The sequence below is a fragment of the Legionella erythra genome, from assembly GCF_001467615.1.
Classification (GTDB): Bacteria; Pseudomonadota; Gammaproteobacteria; order Legionellales; family Legionellaceae; genus Legionella_C; species Legionella_C erythra.
The window spans coordinates 444-4309 of record NZ_LNYA01000026.1 but is presented as its reverse complement, the minus strand read 5'-3'; the positions used below and the strand labels follow the sequence as shown (position 1 = coordinate 4309).

Here is a 3866-nt window from a genome sequence, read left to right as displayed (position 1 = left end):
CGAAAAACATCTTGATAATATTACAGAGCTTTCTTTTATAAAAGAAAATAGGGATTTAAACATCCATGATATGCTGAAAGATAAAAATTCAATCGATGAAAAAATAGAAGCTATAAGAAAAGTTTTTTTTGCGATACTTGACATTTATAAAATTGGACATTCTACGGATTTAAATCGGGCATCTGTACCAGATCATGTTGCAAGAGCCATGTTAAACTTGAGAAACGAATTTTTGACTCAAGTTTGTAATTCAGATGAAGATATTAAATCCAAGCACCTATTTACCATAGATACAAAATCTATTTTATATTTTAACCTTGACACGGGTTTTAACAAGGCTGAAATTAAAGGAGAAAATATTCCAAGCGCCATGGATATTTTTTTAAAAAACATGCCAAATAAAAAAGAGAGAAGGAAGTTTTTCAGTAAGTTCTCGACAGGTGATTTGCGAACCTCATCAGTGAACTTTAGTCCAACTGTTAAAGAGTCTGATATTCGACGCCAGATAGACCAAATAGAACTTGAATTCGGGTATGAAAAAAATTCAATAAACGATGCCTTCGAGCAGGCTGAGTTTATGATGAGAAAGATGCCTGGTTATTTAGATAAAATCGAATTTTATAATCTTTACAAAAACCCAGATGGTAGCATACCAATTCTTGTACGGAAAGAGGCAGAGATTGAAGCCAATTCGAATAACAGGAAGATAACAGATGAACTTGCAAAAAAAAATGATCTTCCCGCCTATGTGTACACGGAAGAGGGTAACTTATATTATTTTGATAGATGGGGGAGTCGGGATTTATTATCAGAAGTACCCTTAACCCCAAAGCAGAGAGAAAAGGTTGTTGAGTTCTTAGGGTTATCTGGCAATAACAATAAACGCAAGCAAAACTACATTACAAGCGCTCAGGCTGTAGAGCTATTTAATCATAACTCATGGACTGCAGATGGCTCAAGAAAAGAATCACTTAAAATATTGGCTTTTATGCTTGACTTCGAGCTAGATTATTTGACCGTAATGTATCAAAGAGACAAGGATAAAGCGATAGATTTTTTTAATAATAGCTACTATATGATTTTTAAGGTGGTTCCCATTGAAATCTTGGAAGAAACTTCATTGAGTAAGTTGAGTAATACCAAAAAACAACTTTTTTTTACCCTAATTAAAGAGCGTTCGAAGCTTTGGAAAAGATATGAAAAAAACAGTAGCTCATCGCCAACACCTTCTTTTATAAGTACGGTTTTTTCAATTTTCTCATTATCACGAAAAGAAACCAATCAAGGTGATGAAAATGGGATTTTAGACTACTATAAAAAAGTTCAAAGCCAACCAAATACTTTACCGCCATCATTCGTCAATTTTTCTTTGTCAATATTTAACGACACGTGGGTCGTATATAAAAAATCTAATCTTGATAGGATAAATGAAAAAAAATCTGACTGGAAGATAAATTTATCAATTCATCATGAAGATATAGTTAAAGCACTAGCTATTATTGCAAAAATTGCTTTGGATAATAATTTAGGTTCCTTCAAAGTAATGAATGAACGATATGCGGTCAAATCTCAAAGCAGTAAAACAATGAAAGGCCGAGAGTTTGTAATTTTCTGTAGTGATAGCCCTAATTTTGACGGAGATAAATTTATTCAAATTCTATCAAAAATAGAAGAAGCCCTGAAAGATGCGCGCATAAGAAACTCCACTGATACCCCACCACGTTCAAACAGAAAATTGGGGTATTATTCGAGCTACACGCATGATGCATGGACAAATGATGTTTCGGGTGGCGGTATCAATGCTGATATACCCTTCGAAGAAGGAGCGGAGGAAACAGGTCTCATTGACGAAGATCCTTTTGTTAGATATGGTTACGATGACTTCAATAAATCGATTAGACATATACAACCTGATGAGAATAATGCGCACGGATTATGAATTTATTTAAATAAATAGAAAAGTATGATGGCATAATTGCAAGATTAAAAGAGTAACACAATGTTGCGTTCTACAGCAGGTATACTCACTTGCTAAACTGACCTGTATTGATGATAGTTAAATAGGATTATTTATGTTTAAAAAGATGGCGTCTTTGATAACCGGTACCTATGGTGGTAAACAGGAAACTCCTCAAGCTGAAAATATCCCTTTATCTACAGTGCCAAAAGAGGTTCTTATCGACGATCTATTTCCCTTTCTCGATTTAAATACACTTATAAATTTACGGGCCACCTCCAAAGAATTATATCACTTTGTTAATATATTCTTGAAAATAGAGCGTAATGCAAAAATAATTGGATTAACCGTCCTATATAAAGACAGCCATTTCTATGCGGTTGGCAAAAATGTAGCATACAAAGTTTTTTCAGATAGCATATGGGATGCTATTTTAAACGATTCCTTTAAAAACATTGATGTTACACCTGATGATATAAGGAATTCATTTTCATCTGGAGTAACTCTGTTTAAATCCGAAAAAGCAGCAAAAGAAAAAATTAAAAGAGAAACTTCTACTTTCAATCAAGTACTTTACGAGAAACCTTGTCTTGCTAGTGTCAATTTACAAGAAGATGTCATATTGGCTAAACTAGAAAGAGATAAAATAGGGTACAATCCAAATATAATCTTTGTCCAGCGGCTAGGCAAATGTCAAATCCAATATCTAGATGATATCGTTAGCATCGAATCGGTACCTGTGAGTGAGGTGATTTAATGATTTGGGCACACATCAGAGGGATTTGACCAATCCCGTAGAAAACCTAACCACAAAAACCGAGTGGAAGTGACCTATGTTTTATAACAATCAAAGATTGCATTCGTTTTTGGATTATCAAAGTCCGAATCAATTTGAAAAAAATTACTGGGAATTAATGATGAACGCGGCTTAACTGGGGTGTACAAATTTGCTTGACCACATCATCCTCCGGCTGCCATAGGAAAATCCACTTTTCTCAGCAATTTGCTTCACAAAATCCAGCATGTTCTGATGGTCAGGATCCACGGGTTTATGGTGATGATTTTTCCGATAATTTGCTTGACCACATCAGTCAAAACTAGTTCATTTAAGTAAAATGTTTCAGAGTAAATTTCTCCTCTTGACTAAGTGATTTTAAACAATCGAAGAGCTCCGATCGAGATAGTGAAACCTCTATAGGATTCAATCCCGTCTGTGAACTTACAAGTTTGATCCGCACTGGCCCACTTGGTTCATTCTGCGCAACAGCAGTTATTTGATAAGAAGAGTCGACTTTATCCAGCGCTGATATATGCAATTGACCTAGTGATTTATTTAAAAGTGTTACGACATCTTCTGCCGAGTAGCCGTCCTCCAACATTTCCTGTGGCATTTTCAAAAGTAACAAATATAAATCGTCATTAGTTAAAGTAATGGAAATAGGTTTAGTATCCATATAAGCTGTTTCTGCCAGTAGGATATAGTGCTCTTCTTTTGGAATTAATTTTTGCAATAAATAGCGGCCATCCTTTTTCACTTCATCAATTTCAGTAATCCCTGTTGATTTTACAGCAGTTAAAAATTTAAGCAGAGCTAGAGTATAATTTTCAATGCTGTCAAGAAAAATAAAGGTTTTTTGTAAATTATCAGCCTGATTATCAGCAGTCGATGGCAGTATCGTTGATTCGACTGAGTAGGAGGAGGCCCTGGTGAGATTAGGAGTGTCAGCCTCTGCAATAAGTTGTAAACACTCACTCGCATCCGAACTGGCTCTGGCAAAAACCGGGAAATTATAATCCTCGGTCAAGGACATTAGTTGATTATCCTTCACTTGACAATAAAGTCTATCCCCGGTTGCGTGGATACGTTGAGTAACGGTTTTTAATAACGCATTAAAGTGGCGTTTTTGGG

2 protein-coding genes and 1 pseudogene are annotated in these 3866 nt (G+C 35.2%); 2 read left to right on the top strand and 1 reads right to left on the bottom strand.

Going from position 1 to position 3866, the window contains the following annotated elements; translation table 11 throughout:
* Together Lery_RS15435 and Lery_RS08655 are read left to right on the top strand one after the other, a co-directional pair.
* Positions 1 to 1939: pseudogene (locus Lery_RS15435) on the top strand (hypothetical protein); the annotation flags it as partial.
* A gap of 133 nt (positions 1940 to 2072) precedes the next feature.
* A complete protein-coding gene (locus Lery_RS08655; RefSeq protein WP_058526869.1) occupies positions 2073 to 2714 on the top strand; it encodes an F-box protein in 642 nt (213 codons plus the stop codon).
* 349 nt (positions 2715 to 3063) lie between these two features.
* Here Lery_RS08655 and Lery_RS08650 read toward each other — a convergent pair.
* On the bottom strand, positions 3064 to 3866 hold an 803-nt coding region (locus Lery_RS08650; RefSeq protein ID WP_193392310.1), incomplete at its 5' end, for a hypothetical protein.

What these genes read in the sequence shown, in the direction of transcription:
- Lery_RS08655 (WP_058526869.1), top strand. Translation starts at nt 2,073, where the DNA reads ATGTTTAAAAAGATGGCGTCTTTGATAACCGGTACCTATGGTGGTAAA.